This window comes from Actinokineospora auranticolor, assembly GCF_041897805.1.
GTDB classification, from domain to species: Bacteria; Actinomycetota; Actinomycetes; order Mycobacteriales; family Pseudonocardiaceae; genus Actinokineospora; species Actinokineospora auranticolor.
The window spans coordinates 7,577,704-7,592,528 of the sequence record NZ_CP154825.1; the positions used below are offsets into that span (position 1 = coordinate 7,577,704).

The window sequence follows — 14,825 nt, forward strand, 5'->3', positions numbered from 1 at the left end:
CTCGCGACCGAGTCTCCCACGCCGCCGGGAAAATTCGCGGCGCCCGGGAGTAAACGTCGGACCCCGGCGGCCCGTGTTACCAGTGTCGGCAGATCACCGGTTCGGGTCACCGTGTGCCGACGCTGACAGCGGAGACCACGAGGACCTGGGTAATCTGGACGGCACAGGTCGGGACCGGGGAGGACGTGCGTGGACGTGCGTGCGCACGAGGGGATCGACGGCGCTTCGGGGAGTGGCTTACCGGTGACGCGCCGGCATTCGCCGTTCCTGCGGGCGACGGGTGTCGTGGCCCGGTCGCTGGTGGCCCTGCTGTCGCTGGCGGTGGTCGCGGCGTCCGGCTGGGCCTGGGTGGCCTTCGGCGACGTCGACGCCAACACCGTCACCACCGACGTGATCGACGACCGGACGTCCGACGGCGGGTCCGCCGGGGCGAACGGGCCGACCCTCGACGGGGCGCTGAACATCCTGCTGGTCGGCCTGGACAGCCGCACCGACTCGCACGGCAACCCGCTGCCCAAGGAAGTCCTGGCCATGCTCAACGCCGGGAAGTCCGACGGCGAGCGCAACACCGACACCATGATCCTGGTGCACATCCCGGCGGGCGGGCGCCGCGCGGTGGCGTTCTCCTTCCCCCGCGACTCCTGGGTCGACGTCGGTGAGGGCTTCGGCAAGCACAAGCTCAACTCCGCCTTCATCTACGCCTACACCGACGCGCGCCGCACGCTGAGCGCGCAGGGCGTCACCGACCCGAAGGTGCTGGAGGAGAAGGCCACGGTCATCGGCCGCAAGAACCTCATCTCGACGATCGAGCGGCTGGCGGGCGGCGGCCTGCACATCGACCGCTACGCCGAGGTGAACCTGGCGAGCTTCTACGAGGTCACCAACGCCGTCGGCGGGGTCGAGGTCTGCCTGAAGAACCCGGTCGACGAGTGGCGCTCCGGCGCCCGGTTCCCGGCGGGCCGCCAGGTCATCTCCGGGGCGGCGGCGCTGTCGTTCGTGCGGCAGCGCTACGAGCTGCCCAACAGCGACTTCGACCGGATCGTGCGCCAGCAGGTGTTCCTCGGGGCGCTGGCCGACAAGGTGCTGTCCGCGGACATGCTGACCAACCCGAGCCGGGCGAAAGCGCTGGTCAACGCGGTGCAGAACTCCGTGGTGCTGTCCTCGAACTGGAACCTGACCCTGTTCGCGGCCCAGATGCAGAGCCTGAGCAGCGGCAACATCGAGTTCCGCACGATCCCGACGCTCGGCGAGGCCAAGATCGGCGGCGCGGACGTGGTCAAGGTCGACCCGGAGGCGATCTCGGCGGCCATCACCCAGACCATCGCCGAGGCGGACGGCACCGCGGGCAAGCCGACCGGCACGAACGCGCCCGACGGCGGGGTGCGCTCGCCGACCGCGACCGCCAAGCCGGGCGGCGGCGTCACGGTCGAGGTGCGCAACGGCTCGAACACCCGCGGTCTGGCCACCACGGTCCTCGACCGGCTGGCGGGCGCGGGCTTCACCCGGGGCCCGGTCGGCGACGCGTCGGTGCAGCAGAGCTCGGTGATCCGCTACCCGGCCGGTGAGCTGACCACCGCGAAGGCGGTGGCGGAGTCGCTGGTCAAGGACGTCTTCACCTTCGCCGAGGACCGCACGCTCGACGCCAAGCACGTGCGGGTGGTGCTGGGCACGTCCTTCGCCAAGGCGGCGAACCAGCTCGACGCCAAGCCGCTGGTCGGGGTGTCCTCGCCGAGCACCACCACGACGGCGGCCCCGCCCTCGTCGTCCGGCTCGTCCACTCCGGCACCCCCGACCGCCAGCATCGAGGCGGGGAAGCTGAACTGCGTCAACTGACGCCGGTTCACTACGGTGGGTGGGTGAGCATCACCAAAGCCCTCTTCGCCCGTTCCACACCGGCGCAGCCGCTGGTGACCCACTACGACGACGCGGCGGGCACGCGGGTCGAGCTGTCGGCGGCGACGCTGGCCAACTGGGCGGCGAAGACCGCGAACTGGCTGGTCGAGGAGCACGACGTGGCGCCGGGCACCCCGGTCGCGGTGCGACTGCCCGCGCACTGGCAGACCGCGGGCATCCTGCTGGGCGCGTGGTGGGCGGGCGCGCACGTCGTGGCCGACGGCGAGGCGGCCGTGACGTTCGTCGCTCCCGGGGAGACCGCGGCGGGGGTGGTGGCGGCGGTGTCGCTGGACCCGATGGGGCGCGACCTCGGCGGGTCGTCCGGGAGTGTGACCGACTTCGTCGGCGAGGCCCGGATGTTCGGCGACGACTTCTTCGGTTCGACCGTGCCGGGGTCGAGCCCGGCGCTGGGCGGGCTGACGGTGGACGAGGTGCTGGCGTCGGGGGACCTGGCGCCCGGGACGCGGCTGCTGTCGACCCTGGCGTGGACCGTGCCGGACGGGGTGCTGGCGGCCCTGGTCGCGCCGCTGGCGGCGGGCGGGTCGGTGGTGCAGGTGAGCAACCCGGACCCGGCGCGGCTGGACCGGCACCGGTCGACCGAGCGCACGACCGCCGACCGGCTGGCCGGGTGATGCGCGACTTCCGCGGCCGCGTCGCCGCGGTCACCGGTGCCGCGTCGGGCATCGGCCGGGCACTGGCGCTGGCCCTGCACGACGCGGGCGCGCGGGTCGCGGCGTCCGATGTGGACCCGGCGGGGCTGGCCGGGCTGCCGTCGGGGGTGCGCGCCTACGAGCTCGACGTCGCCGACCGCGACGCGGTGTACGCCCACGCGGCCCGGGTCGCCGAGGACTTCGGGCGGGTGGACCTGGTGGTCAACAACGCCGGTGTCGCGCTGAAGGGCACCGTGCGGCAGATGAGCGACGCGGACCTGCGCTGGGTGATGGACATCGACTTCTGGGGCGTGGTCCACGGTTCGCGCGCGTTCCTGCCGCACCTGGTGGCCGCGCGGGGGCACCTGGTCAACGTGTCCAGTGTGTTCGGTCTGATCGGCGTGCCGACCCAGAGCGCCTACAACGCCGCGAAGTTCGCGGTGCGCGGGTTCACCGAGGCGCTGCGGCAGGAGATGCGCGTCGAGGGGACGGGTGTGGGTGTGACGTGCGTGCACCCGGGCGGCATCAAGACGAACATCGCGCGCAACGCCCGCACGTCGGACCCGGCCGAGGTCGCGGACTTCGGCCGGTCGCTGGACAAGGTCGCGCTGACGAGCCCGCGCAAGGCCGCCCTGGCGATCATGGAGGGCGTGCGCCGGGACAAGGCGCGGGTGCTGATCGGCCCGGACGCCCGGGTCATCGATGCCCTGCCCCGGTTGTTCGGATCCCTGTACCAGCCGCTGATCCGGCCGCTGGTCCGCCGCATGTCCCGGTGACCCGCGGTGGTGGATCGCCCGCTCGGGCGAGGCGATCCACCCGGTCAGGGGTCAGCCCATCGTGCGCTGGCCGTCGATGGACTCGCGGATGATGTCCGCGTGCCCCGAGTGCTGCGAGGTCTCGGCGATGAGGTGCAGCACGACCCGGCGGATGGAGCGGGTGCCGCCCGGCTCGAACCAGGGGGCGACGGGCAGCGGCCAGATCTTGTCGAGGTCGGCGGTGCGCACGAACTCGTCGGTCCGCTTGCCGACCTCCTCGTACCTGGCGAGGAAGTCCTCGATCTTCTCGCCCGGGTTCATCCGGTGCTCGTCTTCCCAGTCGCCCACCTCGCTCATCATGAGGTCGGGGCCACCCATCATGAACCGGTACCAGGCCGACTCGGTGGCGGTGACGTGCTTGATGAGCCCACCCACGCTCAACGCGCTGACGGTCGACTTCTGCCCCGCCTGCTCGTCGGTGAGCCCCCGGGCGGTGAAGCGGAGGAAGCCCCGGTGCGCGGCGAGGGTCTGGAGCAGGTCGGCCCGCTCCTGGTCGACGTCGGCGGGGGCCGGGGTGGCCGAGATGTCGAGGGGCGAGGAGTTGGTCTCGGCGCTGGTCACGGTGTGTCCTTCGGTTCGTAGGGCGGTTTTCGCTGTTGAGGACACTCTAGGACCGGTTGCGGACAACTTCGGTCCGCAATGGTGATCTCCAGAAAGAAACACGCACCGCGTCACCCGGGTTACGCGCTGTGGTCCCGGGGCGATGATCAGAGCGTGCGGGACAACAGGATGGGTTCGGTCGGCAAGGCGGTGCAGGCGGGCACGATCCACGGCGGGGTGCACCTCAACGGGGCGTCGCGCGACCTCACGCTGCCGTGCTGGTTCGGCCCGATCCCGCCGCCCGCCAAGGGTTTCCAGCGGCGGGGGCAGGCGCCCGGGCCCGGTGAGTGCGTGGTCCTGTGCGGCATGGGCGGGCTGGGCAAGACCCAGCTGGCCGCCGAGTACGCCCGCGCAGGCGCGGAGGTCGTCGCGTGGATCACCGCCGCTTCCCGCGACGACGTGGTCTCCGGCCTGGTCGGCTTGGCCGCCCAGCTGAGCGGGGTGACCGAGGACCCCGACCGCGCAGTGGCCTGGGTCCTGAGCTGGCTGGCCACCACCGACACCCCGTGGCTCCTCGTCTTCGACGACGTGTGGGACACCCTGGACGGCCTGTGGCCGACGCTGTCGCCCGCCGGTCGCATGGTGGTCACCACCCGCCGCCAGGACGCCGCCGCCCACGTCGACGGCCGCCGGTTGGTGGCCATGGGGTTGTTCACCCCGGCCCAGTCCCAGGCGTGCCTTGCCGGCTACCACGCGGACCGCCCACACCTCGTCGACGGCGCGGAAGAGCTGGCGGTGGAACTAGGTCACCTGCCGCTGGCGATCGGTCAGGCGGGCGCCTACATGGCAGACCGCAGGCTGAGCTGCGCGCAGTACCTGGCCCGGTGGCGCACCCGCGAACTGGAGACCCTGTCCGGGACGGAGACCGACCGCACAGTCGCCGTCACATGGTCATTGTCCGTCGAACGGGCCGTCGAGCTGGAACCAGCCGCCGGACCGCTACTACGACTCGCCGCCCTGCTGGACCCCAACGGCATCCCACTGTCCGTCCTGACCTCACCCCCGGTTCTGAACCACCTCACCGCAGGCACAACCGAAGAGGACGCCTGGGACGCACTGGCCTGCCTGGACCGCCTGTCCCTCATCACCCTCGACGAACGCTCGGACACCGCCACCGTCCGAGTCCACGCCCTGGTCCAACGCGCCACGCGCGAACGCCTCTCCGACACCGAATTGGCCGCCACGGCCCAGGTCGCCGCCGACGCGCTCCTGGCCGCCTGGCCGCGAATCGAACTCGACGCTCGCCTCGGCGCGGCACTGCGCGCGAACACCGCCGCCCTGGCCACCACAGCGCGCGCTCACCTCCAGCAGCCGGACATCCACGTGGTCCTTATCCGCGCCGGCAACAACTTGGGCGAGATCGGCCAAGTCGCGCGGGCGTTCACCTACTTCACCCACCTCCACGCGGCAATGACCCAACTCAGCCCGGACTCCCACGGCGTCCTAGTCATCCGCCACAACCTGGCCTACTGGCGCGCGCAGACCGGGGACGCCGCCGGAGCGTTCGCCGACCTGGAAACCCTGCTACCCGAACAGATCCGCCTCCTCGGTCGCGACCACCCCGACGCCCTCACCACCCGCCACAACCTCGCCCAATGGCGCGGGAGGACCGGAGACGCGGCCGGAGCACTGGCCGACTACGAGGCGCTACTCCCCGACCGGACCCGAGTCCTCGGCCCCGATCACCGCGACACCCTCCTCACCCGGTACGGCATCGCTTACTGGCGCGGGAAAACCGGTGACCCCACCGGCGCGCTCGCCGACCACGAAGTCCTCCTCGCCGACCGGATCCGAGTCCTCGGCCCAGACCACCCCGACACCCTGGCCACCCGCCACAGCATCGCGTACTGGCTCGGGGAATCCGGGGACGCGGCCGGAGCACTGGCCGAGTACGAGACCTTGCTCCCCGACAAGATCCGGGTCATGGGCCCCGAACACCCCGACACGCTCCTCACCCGCCACAACCTCGCCCAGCGGCGCGGGATAGCGGGCGACAGAGCAGGAACCCGCGCCGAACTCGAAGCGGTCCTAGACGCCCGATCACGAGTCCTCGGCCCGGACCACCCGGACACCCTCCTGACCCGCCAGGAACTCGCCCACTGGCAACGCGAAACCAAGTAGCGGGTCACACGACCCGGCACCCACGCGATGATCGAGGCATGCGGTCCAACAGCATGGGCAGAGCGGACAAGGCACTGCAAGCAGGCACCATCAACGGCGACGTGTACCTCGAAGGCGCGTCCCGCGAACTCACCCTGCCCTGCTGGTTCGGCCAGGTTCCCCCACTGGCCAAGGGCTTCCAAAAGCGCGGACTCAACGTCGAACCGGGCGAGTGCGTGGTCCTGTGCGGCATGGGCGGACTGGGCAAGACCCAACTGGCCGCCGACTACGCCGAGCAGGCCCGGGGAAAAGCGGAGGTCATCGCCTGGATCACCGCCGCGTCCCGCGACGACGTGGTCTCCGGCCTGGTCGGCCTGGCCGCTCAGCTGAGCGGGGTCACCGAGACCCCCGACCGCGCCCTGACCTGGGTCCTGAGCTGGCTCGCCACGACCACGACCCCCTGGCTACTCATCTTCGATGACGTCTGGGATCCCTTGGACGATCTGTGGCCGAGGATGTCCCCCGCCAGCCGCATGGTGGTCACCACCCGCCGCGAAGAGACCGCGGCCCACGTCGAAGGCCGACGCCTGGTTCCGATCGACTTGTTCACGCCAGCGCAGTCCCAAGCCTGCCTGTCCGGCTACCTCGCGGACCGACCACACCTGCTGCCGGGAGCCGAGCAACTCGTGGAAACCCTGGGCCACCTGCCGCTGGCCATCGGCCAAGCAGGCGCCTTCATGGCAGACCGCCGCCTGAGCTGCGAGAAGTACCTGACCCGCTGGCACGACCGCAGCCGAACCCTGAAAACCCTGTTCAGGCCGGAGACCAATCGGGCAGTAGCCGTCACCTGGTCACTGTCCATCGAGCGGGCGAACGAGCTGGAGCCAACCGGCGTCGCCGAGCCGATGCTGCAACTCACCGCGATGCTCGACCCCAACGGCATTCCGCTGTCGGTGCTGACCTCAAACCCGGCGCTCAAGCACCTGTCCACGGAAGCAGGCAACCCCGTCACCAAAGACGACGCCTGGGACGCGCTGGCCTGCCTGGCCCGCCTCTCCCTCATCACCTTCGACGAACAGTCGGAAGCCACCGCGGTCCGAGTCCACGCCCTGGTCCAACGTGCCACCCGAGAACAGGTCTCCGAGACCGAACAAGCCGTCCTGGCCCACATCGCCGCCGACGCCCTGCTGGCCACCTGGCCGGAGATCGAACTGGACGCGTCCCTGGGTACGGCACTACGGGCGAACACCGCCGCACTGGCCATCGCCGCGGGCACAACGCTGTGGAAACCGGCAGTCCATCCGGTGCTTTTCCGAGCAGGGAACAACTTGGGCCAGATCGGCCAGGTAGCGAGTGCGCGTGACTACTTCGAAGCCCTGCACGAGTCCGCGACCCGTCACCTCGGACCCGACCACCCCGACACGCTCATTACCCGGCACGACCTCGCCTACTGGCACATCCAGGCAGGCGATGCCGGCAGAGCACTCGCCGAACTCGACAACCTCCTACCCGACCTGATCCGCGTCCTCGGACCCGACCACCCTAAAACCCTTAGTACCCGGCACAACCTCGCCTACGCGTACAGCAGAAGTGGTGACACCACGCGAGCGCTCACCGAACTCGACAACCTCCTACCCGACCTGGTCCGCATCCTCGGACCCGACCACCTGGGCACCCTCGCCACCCGACACAGCCTCGCCCAATGGCACGCGCAAACCGGAGACGCGGCCACAGCAGTCACCAAACTCGAAAGCATCCTCCTGGACGTAGTCCGCGTCCTCGGACCCGACCACCCGCACACCCTCACCGCCCGACACAACCTCGCTTACTCGCGCGGAGAAGGCGGAGACATGGCTACAGCGGTCACCGAACTCGAGGCCGTTCTCGCCGACCGGATCCGCGTCCTCGGACCCGACCACCCAAGCACCCTCACCACCCGGCACAACCTCGCCTACGCGTGCGGCAAGAGCGGAGACACCGCCCGGGCCCTCACCGAACTCGAAAGCCTCCTGCCTGACCGGACCCGCGTCCTCGGACCCGACCATCCCAACACCGTCAGCACCCGACGCGGCATCGCCTATTTGCAGCGCAAAGGGCGGCCGGATCAAGGATCCGACCGCCCTTCAGACCGCGAGTGACTAGCCGCGCAGCAGGGAACGAGCCATGACCAGCCGCTGGATCTGGTTGGTGCCCTCATAAATCTGGGTGATCTTCGCGTCGCGCATCATGCGCTCCACCGGGAAGTCGCGGGTGTAGCCCGCGCCGCCGAACAACTGGACCGCGTCGGTGGTGACCTCCATGGCCGTGTCCGACGCGAAGGTCTTGGCGGCGCTGGAGGCGAAGGAGCCGTCCGGGGCGCCGCGTTCCACCTTGGCGGCGGCGGCGTAGACCAGGTGGCGGGCGGCTTCGACCTTGGTGGCCATGTCGGCGAGCATGAACTGGATGCCCTGGAACTCGGCGATGGCCTTGCCGAACTGCTTGCGCTCCTTGACGTACGCCACTGCCGCGTCGAGGGCGCCCTGGGCGATGCCGAGCGCCTGGGCGCCGATGGAGTGGCGGGTGTGGTCGAGGGTGCGCAGCGCGAGCCGCAGGCCCTGGCCGGGCTGGCCAATGATCCGGTCCTCGGGGATCGTGCAGTTCTCGAAGTGGATCTCGCGGGTCGGGGAGCCCTTGATGCCGAGCTTGCGCTCCTTCGAGCCCACCACGAAACCCGGGTCGTCCTTGTGCACCATGAACGCCGAGATGCCGTCGACGGGCTTGGCCGCCTCCGGGTTCGACACCGCCATGACCGTGTACCAGCTCGACTCGCCCGCGTTGGTGATCCAGCACTTGGTGCCGTTGAGCACCCAGTGGTCGCCGTCTTGGCGGGCGCGGGTGCGCATGGACGCGGTGTCGGAGCCCGCCTCGCGCTCGGACAGCGCGTACGAGGCCATCTCGCCCGCGGCGATCTGCGACAGCACCTGCTTCTTCAGCTCTTCCGAGCCGCCCAGGATGAGGTTCATGGTGCCGAGCTTGTTGACCGCGGGGATCAGCGACGACGAGGCGCAGACCCGGGCGACCTCCTCGATGACGATGTTGGTCGCCACCGAGTCCGCGCCCTGGCCGTCGTAGGCCTCGGCGATGTGCGGCGCGGCGAAACCGGCCTTGTTCAGCGCGGCCAGCGCCTCGGCCGGGAAGCGCTCCTGCTCGTCGACCTCGGTCGCGTGCGGCGCGATCTCCTTCTCGGCGAGGTCGCGCACGGCCTCGCGCAGCGCGTCGTGCTCGTCGCCGAGCTGGTAGAGCCCGTAGCCGTCCACGTCCTACCTCCAAGTAGCAGCAGCATCCGGACCGATGTTAGCGCGCGTTCACATCGGTGTCCTTCCCCGCCGCCGCGCTCACTCGACGATGCCGCTGAGCAGCAGGTACAGGAACACGGTGACGGTGGTGACCACCCCGCTGACCAGGAACGTCCCCACCACCCGGTACGCCGGTGTCCGGCCCGGCCGGACCATCGCCCCCTGCCACAGCGCCATCAGCCCGCCCATCAGCAGGCCGATCGGGTTCACCACGAGGAAGAACCAGGTCAGCTGGGCGGGGAACGGGGTGAGCACGGTGATGGCCAGCCACGCGACCAGGAACCACCCGGCGGTGACACCGGCGGTCATCGGGGTCCACCAGGTGTCCGGGACGCTCTTCGAGCTGGACAACCCGGCCGCGACCGTCAGCAGCACCACCACCGCCCAGCCGCTGTAGAGGAACACCTCCCCGGACACCGGCACCGGGTCGCCGGAGACCCGCGGCCGGGGCACCGCCCACACCGCCAGGACCAGCCCGAGCAGGGCGAGCACCTGCACCCCCGGCAGCACAGCCCGCAGGGTGAGGCCGCCGTCCCGCACGATGCGCACGCTCACTGGACTGCTTCCGGGATGACGCCGCTGAGCAGCAGGTAGGCGAGGACGGTGAGGGTCGACACCGGGACGGTGACCAGCAGCGTCCCCAGGACCCGGAGCACGGGGTGGCCGCCCGGCCGCAGCAACGCCCACTGCCACAGCCCCACCAGCGCGGCCGACCCCGCCGCGAACGGGTTCAGCACCAAGGCGACCACGACGAGCACGGACTCGTCGAGGTCGTGGTTGTACATACCCGCGGCCGCCCACAGGAGCCCGAACCACGCGAGCGCCGCGCCCGAGGTCATCCGCGTCCGCCACCCGACGGGCACGGGTCCCGGTCCGGCGAACCAGGCGACCACCGCCACCAGGACCGCGATCGACCAACCGAGGTAGAAGAACCGGCTCCCGGGCAGCAGGGCGTGGTCGTCCAGGTCATCCGGCCAGGGTTTCGACCACATCAGCAGTTCGAGCCCGAGCAGCGCGAGCAGGAACGCCCCGGGCAACGCGGCCCGGAGGGTGAGGCCGGAGCGCGCGCCCACGGCGGAGCCCGCGAGGCCCTCAGTCACCGCGAGCCATCATCATGAACATGAAGACCGCGACATTGGTGAGCACGCCGACGGCCACCAGCGTCCCGATCGCCTGCGCCCACCGCCACCGCCCCGGCCGCACCAGCGTCCACTGCCACAGCGCCAGGACCACGGCCATGAACCACCCGACCGGGTGCAGCGCGACGACGATGCGGAACCACGGGTCGCCGGGCGGGGACAGCGGCAGCACGGCGAGCAGGCCGAGCACGAACCACCCGGCCGCCACGCCCCAGGTCATCGGCTGCCACCAGCTGTCCGGCACCGAGCGCTGGTCGGCGAACCACACGATGGCCGCCGCGGCGACCGCGAGCCCCCACCCGATGGAGAAGAACACCTCCGGCGGCAGGATTCCGCCCCACGCCACGTAACACAGCACGAGCAGCACCACGAGCAGCGCGCCGGGCAACGAGGCGCGCACGGTCAACAAAGGTCCAGGGCGCCAAACAGTGGGTGCGCTCATCACAGAACTCCCGGCGGACGCGGCAAACCCGGCACCCACCCAGTCGTCGCGGGAGCCGCTTCGGTTACGCCGCAGCGCCTTTCCGCCACGCACTTCCACGGTCGAGCACAGCCACGACCCGGTCGATGCGCACATCGCCGGATGCGCGCTCCGGAACACCGGACGCCTACCCGAGCGCTTTCGCCGACCAACCCGAGGTTGAGCGGGAACCCCGCGGTCGAGTGCCGCGTGGCCGCGGCCCGCGCGTCCCGATCTGGAGGCCGCGCCCCGGGTTCCGCCCGAAGGTCGAGTTACCGAACCAACCACAGCGGCGGGTCGACCGCGCTCGACTCCTTGAGCGCCTCGACCTCCGCCGCCGCGAAACCCCGGTTCAGCAGCAGCTCCGCCATCCGGCGCACGGACAGGAAGTCCGCTTCCCGGTCCCGCGCCGCGCGCACCTCACTCTCGACGGCCGCGCGCAGGTCGCCCGGCACCCCGACCCGCCTCTCCGCCGCCTTCACCCGCTCGCGCGCCAACTCGTCGCGGCCGCTGATCGCCGCCACGACCCGCTGCGCCTCGTCGAGGCTCGCCGCCGCGCGCAGCGGCTCGACGAACAGGTTGTCGTCGACCAGGGCTTCCGCCGGAACCCGGTACCGCGCCGGACTCCGGTCCGTGAGCGGTACGAGGTCGCCCGCGTCGCGGATCTCCACGGTCCCCCGCACACCCCGGACCGCGGCGGCGAACAGTCCCGTCACCTCCGAGGGGTGCCAGCGGAAGATCGGCCGGAAGCCCGCCACCCGCTCCGCGTCGAGGTCGGCGAGCCGCGTGCCGCCCAGCCTCGCGCACCGGTCGAGTACCTGTTCCTCGACCAGTTCACCGTCCAGCCCCGGCCCGCAGACCTGGGCGTCGAACGGCAGTCCGGACAGCTCGCAGGCCGTCAACGCCAGCGCGTCCGCCAGCGGGCTGCGCAGCCCGGATTCGTCTCCGCGCGCCACCAGGTCCCCGCCGACGTCGACGAGCGTGACGCGCCCGGCGCCGACCTGCCGGGCGACGGCCCGGAGCTGGCGGGCCAGGCCCGGGGCGCCGTGGAGCGGGTCCAGCAGGAAGAAGCGGGCGGGCAGTTCGGCGGCCAAGCGCGGGATCGTCGAGCGGGCTGGGGGACGCGCGGTCGTGGCGCCGACGATCTCGTGGCAGTCCGCGGCGGGTGTGCGGAGTCCGGTGAAGTCGGTGACACCGCGTGGGCCTGGGACGGGGTCGTAGATGACCCGGTCCCAAGAAAACGTGGCGACACAGGGTGCCTCCCCGGCCGCGACCATGGCCGCCGCGATGGCGTCCCCGCCCCCGCCCGCGGCCACGATGAGGGTGCGCACGGGGTCAGGCTACGTCCGGGCGGGGTCAGCCGGACGCCGCTGATCCGGGTCATGATTTGCTGTCGACGTGACCGAGTCAGCCCTGCGTACCCGGCCGTCTTGGGTCGCGTTGTTGTTCTTCCCCGTGGTGGGTCTGATCGCGGGCGTAGTGGGGTGGCGGCTCGGGTGGCACCTGGGCGTCGACAACGCCGTCTACCGCTCGGGTGCGGTCGCGCTGCTGCACGGCGAACCGCTCTACGACCACATGGCGCTGAGCGCCGAGCCGTCGTGGGCGCGGTTGCCGTTCACCTACCCGCCCACCGCCGCACTGCTGTTCGTGCCGCTCGCGCTCGTCCCGACGCAGATCGCGTGGGCGCTGCTGGGCGCGGTATCGATGCTGCTGATGACGTGGGTCATCAAGGTCTGCGTCGAGAACCTGCCGAACCGGCCCGAGTGGCTCACGCCGGTCAAGACGGCCACCGTGCTGGGGATCGTGCTGCTGGGGCTGGAACCGGTGTGGCGGACGGTCTTCCTGGGGCAGATCAACCTGGTGCTGATGGCCATGGTGGTGCTCGACGTGCTGGTCGTCGGCGCGCGCGGGAGCCGGTTCGGCGGGGTGCTGATCGGGGTCGCGGCGGCGGTGAAGCTGACCCCGCTGATCTTCGTCGGGCACCTGCTGGTCACCGGCAGGCGCGCGGACGCGGCCCGCGCGTTCGCCACGTTCCTGCTGCTCCAGGGCCTGATGTACGTGCTGATCCGGCACGACGTGACCCAGTTCTGGGGTGCCGCGGTACAGGACCCGCAGCGGATCGGGCCGATCTACTGGGCGGGCAACCAGTCGCTCAACGGGCTGGTGCTGCGGCTGACCGACAACGCCGACTGGTCGATGCGCGTGGTCGCGCCGATCGCGCTGGCGCTGGCCGTGCCGTGCGTGCTGTGGGTGCGGCGGCTGCACCGCGCCGGTGAGCCGGTGCCCGCGCTGCTGGTCACCGCGTTCCTCGGGCTGCTGGCCAGCCCGGTGTCGTGGTCGCACCACTGGGTGTGGGCGGTGCCGCTGGTCGTCTACCTGCTGTCGCGGCTGCCGTCCGAGCTGCCCGAGCGGGGCCGCGCGCGGTGGGTCGCGCTGGCGCCGGTGGGGGCGGTGGTGCTGGTCTTCGCCAGTTGCGTGCTGCTCGCGATGCGCAACGGCAAGGCCGTGGAGTTCGAGTGGACGCCGCTCGAGTACGTGATCGGCAGCGCCTACCTCTTGGTGCCCGTGGTGGCCGCGGCGATCCTGCTGGTCAGACGGCGCCGGGCCAGTCGGTAGAGTCCTCGCCTCGTGGACGAACGCACCGGTTTCCCCAAGGTCGGGATGGTCGGCGGCGGCCAGTTGGCGCGCATGACGCACCAGGCCGCGGTCGCCATCGGCCAGTCACTGCACGTGCTCGCGGTCACCGCCGACGAGCCCGCCCCCCTGGTGTCACCGAACGTCACCCTCGGGCACCACACCGACCTCGGCGCGCTGCGCGGGTTCGCGGCGGGGGTCGACGTGCTGACGTTCGACCACGAGCACGTGCCCACCGAGCACCTGCGCGCCCTGGTCGCCGACGGGGTGAAGGTCCACCCGGGGCCGGACGCGCTCGTGCACGCCCAGGACAAGCTCGTCATGCGCCGCAAGCTGGCCGCGCTCGGGCTGCCGATCCCCGAGTTCGCCGAGGTCACCGACGTCTCGGACGTGGTGAAGTTCGGTGACGCCGTCGGCTGGCCGTGCGTGCTCAAGGCGGCGCGCGGCGGCTACGACGGCCGGGGCGTGTGGATGCTGGACTCGGCCGCCGAGGCTTCCTCGCTGGTGCCCGAGCTGCTGGCGGCGGGCACGCCGCTGCTGGTCGAGCAGCGGGTCGCGATGCGCCGGGAGCTGGCGGCACTGGTCGCCCGGTCGCCGTTCGGGCAGGGCGCGAGCTGGCCGGTCGTGGAGACCGTGCAGGTGGACGGGATCTGCGTCGAGGTGCTGGCGCCCGCGCCGGGCCTGTCGGAGGACCGCGCGCGGTCCGCGCAGGACCTGGCGCTGCGGGTCGCCGACGAGCTGGGCGTGGTCGGGGTGCTGGCCGTGGAGCTGTTCGAGACCGACGCGGGCGTGGTCGTCAACGAGTTCGCGATGCGCCCGCACAACTCGGGGCACTGGACCATCGAGGGGGCGCTGACCTCGCAGTTCGAGCAGCACCTGCGGGCCGTGCTGGACTACCCGCTCGGCGCGACCGACCAGGTGGCGCCCGCGGTCGTCATGGCCAACGTGCTGGGCGCGGCCGAGACCCCGTCGATGGGCGTCGACGAGCGGCTGCACCACCTGTTCGCCCGGTACCCGGACGCGCGCGCGCACTTCTACGGCAAGCGGGAGCGGCCCGGGCGGAAGGTCGGGCACGTCACGTTCCTGGGTGCGGAGATGACCGGGGTCCGCGCCCGCGCCACACTGGCGGCGCACTGGCTGTCCACCGCCACCTGGCAAGACGGCTACGAGATCCACTAAGAGGAGTGCGTTACCGGTGA

At 71.4% G+C, this 14,825-nt stretch carries 13 protein-coding genes; 7 read left to right on the forward strand and 6 right to left on the reverse strand.

Features of this window, described 5'->3' with window-relative positions; translation table 11 throughout:
- Positions 1-243 precede the first annotated feature (243 nt).
- From V5P93_RS32995 to V5P93_RS33005, 3 genes are read left to right on the forward strand one after another with little or no spacing between them, the layout of a single operon-like run.
- The gene (locus V5P93_RS32995; protein ID WP_104478195.1) at positions 244-1,833 is read left to right on the forward strand and encodes an LCP family protein; all 1,590 of its coding nucleotides are present in this window, start codon (positions 244-246) and stop codon (positions 1,831-1,833) included.
- A gap of 23 nt (positions 1,834-1,856) precedes the next feature.
- Positions 1,857-2,525, forward strand: a complete 669-nt coding sequence (locus V5P93_RS33000; protein WP_104478194.1) for a TIGR03089 family protein — start codon at positions 1,857-1,859, stop codon at positions 2,523-2,525.
- Entirely contained in the window at positions 2,525-3,319 is a 795-nt protein-coding gene (locus V5P93_RS33005) for an SDR family oxidoreductase (RefSeq protein ID WP_104478331.1), read from the forward strand. Before V5P93_RS33000 ends, V5P93_RS33005 begins: the two co-directional genes overlap by 1 nt.
- A gap of 51 nt (positions 3,320-3,370) precedes the next feature.
- On the opposite strand, the gene V5P93_RS33010 is transcribed toward V5P93_RS33005, so the two are convergent.
- The gene (locus tag V5P93_RS33010; protein ID WP_104478193.1) at positions 3,371-3,919 is read right to left on the reverse strand and encodes a DinB family protein; all 549 of its coding nucleotides are present in this window, start codon (positions 3,917-3,919) and stop codon (positions 3,371-3,373) included.
- 153 nt (positions 3,920-4,072) lie between these two features.
- On the opposite strand from V5P93_RS33010, the gene fxsT reads away from it, so the two are divergent.
- Together fxsT and V5P93_RS33020 are read left to right on the forward strand one after the other, a co-directional pair.
- Positions 4,073-6,079 carry an FxSxx-COOH system tetratricopeptide repeat protein gene (fxsT, locus tag V5P93_RS33015; protein ID WP_245931161.1) on the forward strand — a complete coding sequence of 669 codons (2,007 nt, stop codon included), beginning with the start codon at positions 4,073-4,075 and terminating at the stop codon, positions 6,077-6,079.
- 38 nt (positions 6,080-6,117) lie between these two features.
- Positions 6,118-8,196: a tetratricopeptide repeat protein gene (locus V5P93_RS33020; RefSeq protein ID WP_104478191.1), complete on the forward strand. Its 2,079-nt coding sequence runs from the start codon at positions 6,118-6,120 to the stop codon at positions 8,194-8,196.
- Here V5P93_RS33020 and V5P93_RS33025 read toward each other — a convergent pair whose 3' ends face one another.
- From V5P93_RS33025 to V5P93_RS33045, 5 genes are all read right to left on the reverse strand, one after another.
- A complete protein-coding gene (locus V5P93_RS33025; protein ID WP_104478190.1) occupies positions 8,197-9,354 on the reverse strand; it encodes an acyl-CoA dehydrogenase family protein in 1,158 nt (385 codons plus the stop codon).
- 78 nt (positions 9,355-9,432) lie between these two features.
- The gene (locus tag V5P93_RS33030; protein WP_104478189.1) at positions 9,433-9,948 is read right to left on the reverse strand and encodes a hypothetical protein; all 516 of its coding nucleotides are present in this window, start codon (positions 9,946-9,948) and stop codon (positions 9,433-9,435) included.
- On the reverse strand, positions 9,945-10,493 hold the full coding sequence (locus V5P93_RS33035; protein WP_104478188.1) for a hypothetical protein: 549 nt from the start codon (positions 10,491-10,493) through the stop codon (positions 9,945-9,947). Before V5P93_RS33035 ends, V5P93_RS33030 begins: the two co-directional genes overlap by 4 nt.
- Positions 10,486-10,932, reverse strand: coding sequence for a hypothetical protein (locus tag V5P93_RS33040; RefSeq protein WP_146107965.1), 447 nt, complete (start codon positions 10,930-10,932; stop codon positions 10,486-10,488). The genes V5P93_RS33035 and V5P93_RS33040 overlap by 8 nt, the downstream gene beginning before the upstream one ends.
- A 332-nt stretch (positions 10,933-11,264) precedes the next feature.
- On the reverse strand, positions 11,265-12,323 hold the full coding sequence (locus tag V5P93_RS33045) for a DUF1152 domain-containing protein (RefSeq protein WP_104478186.1): 1,059 nt from the start codon (positions 12,321-12,323) through the stop codon (positions 11,265-11,267).
- 67 nt (positions 12,324-12,390) lie between these two features.
- Between V5P93_RS33045 and V5P93_RS33050 the strand changes: the two genes are divergently transcribed.
- Both V5P93_RS33050 and V5P93_RS33055 read left to right on the forward strand, forming a co-directional pair.
- Positions 12,391-13,608, forward strand: coding sequence for a glycosyltransferase 87 family protein (locus V5P93_RS33050; protein ID WP_104478185.1), 1,218 nt, complete (start codon positions 12,391-12,393; stop codon positions 13,606-13,608).
- Positions 13,609-13,620: 12 nt separating this feature from the next.
- Positions 13,621-14,805 (forward strand): 5-(carboxyamino)imidazole ribonucleotide synthase, encoded by a 1,185-nt coding sequence (locus tag V5P93_RS33055; RefSeq protein WP_104478184.1) that lies wholly within the window; start codon positions 13,621-13,623, stop codon positions 14,803-14,805.
- Positions 14,806-14,825: the final 20 nt, after the last annotated feature.

Coding starts and splice junctions, on each gene's coding strand:
- V5P93_RS33005 (WP_104478331.1), top strand. CDS start 2,525: ATGCGCGACTTCCGCGGCCGCGTCGCCGCGGTCACCGGTGCCGCGTCG.
- V5P93_RS33020 (WP_104478191.1), top strand. CDS start 6,118: ATGCGGTCCAACAGCATGGGCAGAGCGGACAAGGCACTGCAAGCAGGC.